Raw genomic sequence first — 3,444 nt, forward strand, 5'->3', positions numbered from 1 at the left:
AAGCCGCCGGCACCCGAGGTCTTCATCCCGGCATTCGCGCGGGCGGCCCTGCAACCCCAACCAGCAATGCCGCCCGCGCTGGCGCCGCGACCATCATTGCACTAACAATCAAATTGGACCCGTCCGTGGGGGCCGATCACCTTGTTCTCGAAGGAAGTGCACGAGATCAGGGAGCTGCTTTCCAGGTATGAGCAGGACAACCTGTTCGACTCGACGAAGTTCAAGCGCCGGTTCCCCGAGTTCGACGTGACCGCGTATCGCAAGGGCGTGGACCTGACCCGCCGGGAATAATCGAGCGAGGCGGAACGAGCGTCGGCGCTCTCCGCGAGGTCACGGCTATTTCCACCGCCTCGGTCAAGTTTATCCAGACGGGCTGGCATTGCAGACTGAGCCACGCAGTGCATCGCTCAATCGAATGTCTGTTCATCTCACTAGCCCCTGACAGCTGCCAGTCCGCTTTCCACCCCACCCCAAAGCCGACAGACAGGCAACGTGGCGCGCGCATCGAAGCGGCCATCTGCGCTACAACGGATGGCCGCTCAACGTCAGATTTCAGTTCGCTCGGCCAAGAGTAAAGCGTCTTCCACGTCGACACCAAGATATCGGACCGTGTTCTCAATCTTGGTGTGACCGAGCAGGATCTGGATAGCGCGGATATTGCCCGTCGCTTTGTAGATCATTGAAGCCTGCGTGCGACGGAGCGAGTGGGTGCCATATTCCTCTCGACGCAAAACCGATTGCTGTAACCCACTCATCGACGAGGCGCGCATACTGCCTTGTGTTCGTGTGGTATGCGTGATCGATTCGGCTTGGGAAGGCACAGTCCTCGACCGTGCCGCCGCGCCGGTCGAGCCAAGCCAGCAGGCTTGCTCTCACATCGCTGGTGATCTCGAACTGAACAGGGCGCCCCGTCTTTTGCTGAATCACGATTGCGCGTGTCTTGATCTCTGGTCCGGCGACCACATCGCGAATCCTGATCTTGACCAGGTCGCAGCCGCGAAGCTTGCTGTCGATCGCGAGATCGAACAGGGCACGGTCACGAACGCGTCTCTCCCGATCGAGAAAGAAGCGAACGGCCCAGATCTGCTTCTGTGTGAGCGGACGCTGGTTCCAACCTTCTTTCCAGCGTTCCAAGCGGCGCGCTCGCGGCTAGCATCATCATATTGAGAGTGACCCATGGGAGTTCTCCTCGGCCTTGATTGGCCAGAGGAGAAACGGCATCGCGCGCATTACCGTTCAGGGGCCGGAAGATGTCGGTCGGCTATCGGATTAGAACTATGATCAAGCTGCCGTTCCGCTCAGGCCCAATCTCGGCGGGAGCCTCTTACACACGGCGGCAACCGTCCTACTGCCGTAATCAATCGTTGTAGCGGTTCGGATGCGGTGGCCGTGATGGCGGCACAAGACCCGCGCGGCGGTTTGATTGCAGATACGGGGCAGCGTTCGCGTCTCTCGGTCTAATGGAGATCATGCGCATCGGCGAGAGTTTGATCTGCCGATCGGCTAGCCGTTGGCCTGCTTCCGCTTTGCGGATGTGCTGTGTAGGAATGGCAGCGAACGTAGGAAGATGCCGCCTACGTTCCTCCTCCTATCGCAGAGAGCTTCGAAGCGTTTCGAGGAAGACGCGCGCCGCGGTGGAGATGTAGCTGTTGCGCCTGGTCAACGTTCCGAAGGAACGGCGATACTCGAGGTCCGGCAGGGACAGGCTGGCGAGACCAGTGTGCGTCCTGCCCGGCCCCACGATCCGCGACGACATGAAGCTCAGAAGCGGCGTCCTGGCTATCAGGGGCGGCATCAGCGCCAGCGAGTTGACCTCGATCTGTACGCGTGGCGGCGGCAGGCCGAGCTCATTGAGTCGCGTCTCGAGCCACTGTCGGTTGGCGACCGTCGGGTTGGGCAGGACCCAGGGATACGGCGCGAGGTCTTCAGGCTGGACCGTCGTGCGGGCGAGGGGATGGTCGGCGCTGGCGACCACGACCACGACGTCGTCGAGCAGCACCTCATAGTCGCATGCCGCCGCTCCGCCTGTCGGTCCCACCAATATGTCGAGCTGGTCGGCGTCAAGGGCGCGGCGAAGCACGTCATTCATGCCGATGGCAAGCTCGAGCGTGATGCCGGGGTATTGTGCTGTCAGGCGACGCAGGACATCGGGCATGACCTGTTCCATGATGGTCGCCGCGGCCCCGACGCGTACATGTCCTACCGCCCCTGAGACATGATCGCGGATTTCGCGGCGGGCCTCGTCGATCCCGTTCAGGATCGTCCGGGCACGGCGCACCATCAACTGGCCTTCAGGAGTTAGGCCAAGATGGCGTCCCTCCCGGTGGAAGAGGCTGGCGCCGAGCTCGCCCTCGAGCCGGTCGATGCACTTGGTCAGCGCCGGCTGGGTCACGAAAAGGCGTTCCGACGCGAGACGGAGATTATCCGTATCGGCGATGCCCACAAGGTAGCGGAGATCTCGTTCGTTCACATCGATTACCGTCGGTTATCTAATTCGTAATTTTACGAATTGGACTTCATCGTCAAGCTTCGTCATGTCTGCACCGTCACGACAAGGAGCACCCATGACGCCACGCATACTCGTCACAGCGCCCACTCTCGATCCTGCGGGACAGAGGCTGCTCGATGGCGCCGGCGTTGAGACCTACCACGCGAAGCCAGATGAAGAGCTCGAGAGGGTCGTAGCGAAATGGGAGCCCCACGGCATCATCTCTCGAACGCGGGCACTTCCGGAGGCGGTAATCGGTGCCGGCATGAATTTGCAGGCGATCGTCAAGCACGGCGCTGGAGTAAATAACATCGATCTAGCCGCCGCTTCAGATCGTGGCATTCCGGTGTTCTCAACACCGGGCGCGAATAGTCTCGCGGTGGCAGAATACACGATCGCGCTGATGTTCGCGGTGGTGCGGCACATCCCGCGGTTCGACCGCGATGTGCGGGCGGGAAGCTGGGACCGGCCGGGCGACGGGCGGCAACTCGCCGGAATGAACCTGGGGCTGGTAGGGTATGGCCGGATCGCACGGCGTGTAGCCCGGGTGGCAGGCTGTATTGGGATGCGTGTCGCTGCCTACGACCCGTTTGTCGACCGCGATGCCGCTCGCCGCGCCGGCGTCGAAATGTGCGGCAGCCTCGATGAGCTCCTGGCCCATGCGGATATGCTGAGCCTACATTGCCCTGCCGAGCGCGGCGCGCCGCCGCTCATCGACGCGGCGCGTATCGCCTTGCTGCCCCGAGGTGCTTTCGTCGTGAACACTGCTAGGGGCGAACTCATTGACGAGGATGCACTCGCCGCCGCGCTGGAAAACTGATCGGCCCCCACGGACGGGTCCAATTTGATTGTTAGTGCAATGATGGTCGCGGCGCCAGCGCGGGCGGCATTGCTGGTTGGGGTTGCAGGGCCGCCCGCGCGAATGCCGGGATGAAGACCTCGGGTGCCGGCGGCTT

The 3,444-nt window shown here is 62.2% G+C and carries 3 protein-coding genes and 1 pseudogene; 2 read left to right on the forward strand and 2 right to left on the reverse strand.

All coding sequences use genetic code 11. The annotated features are described in order from the left end of the window. Positions 1 to 141 precede the first annotated feature (141 nt). Positions 142 to 291, forward strand: coding sequence for a hypothetical protein (locus L598_RS20565; protein WP_210245036.1), 150 nt, complete (start codon positions 142 to 144; stop codon positions 289 to 291). Positions 292 to 545: 254 nt separating this feature from the next. Here the strand turns inward: L598_RS20565 and L598_RS20570 are convergent. Both L598_RS20570 and L598_RS20575 read right to left on the reverse strand, forming a co-directional pair. After that, positions 546 to 1,178 (reverse strand): annotated as a pseudogene (locus L598_RS20570) (tyrosine-type recombinase/integrase). 410 nt (positions 1,179 to 1,588) lie between these two features. Beyond that, the gene (locus L598_RS20575; RefSeq protein WP_144865759.1) at positions 1,589 to 2,470 is read right to left on the reverse strand and encodes a LysR family transcriptional regulator; all 882 of its coding nucleotides are present in this window, start codon (positions 2,468 to 2,470) and stop codon (positions 1,589 to 1,591) included. Positions 2,471 to 2,564: 94 nt separating this feature from the next. Here L598_RS20575 and L598_RS20580 point away from each other — a divergent pair, with 94 nt between their 5' ends. Continuing rightward, positions 2,565 to 3,308, forward strand: coding sequence for an NAD(P)-dependent oxidoreductase (locus L598_RS20580; protein WP_186445136.1), 744 nt, complete (start codon positions 2,565 to 2,567; stop codon positions 3,306 to 3,308). The last annotated feature ends 136 nt before the right edge of the window (positions 3,309 to 3,444 follow it).

The organism is Mesorhizobium sp. J18 (assembly GCF_007829525.1).
Classification (GTDB): domain Bacteria; phylum Pseudomonadota; class Alphaproteobacteria; order Rhizobiales; family Rhizobiaceae; genus VLJP01.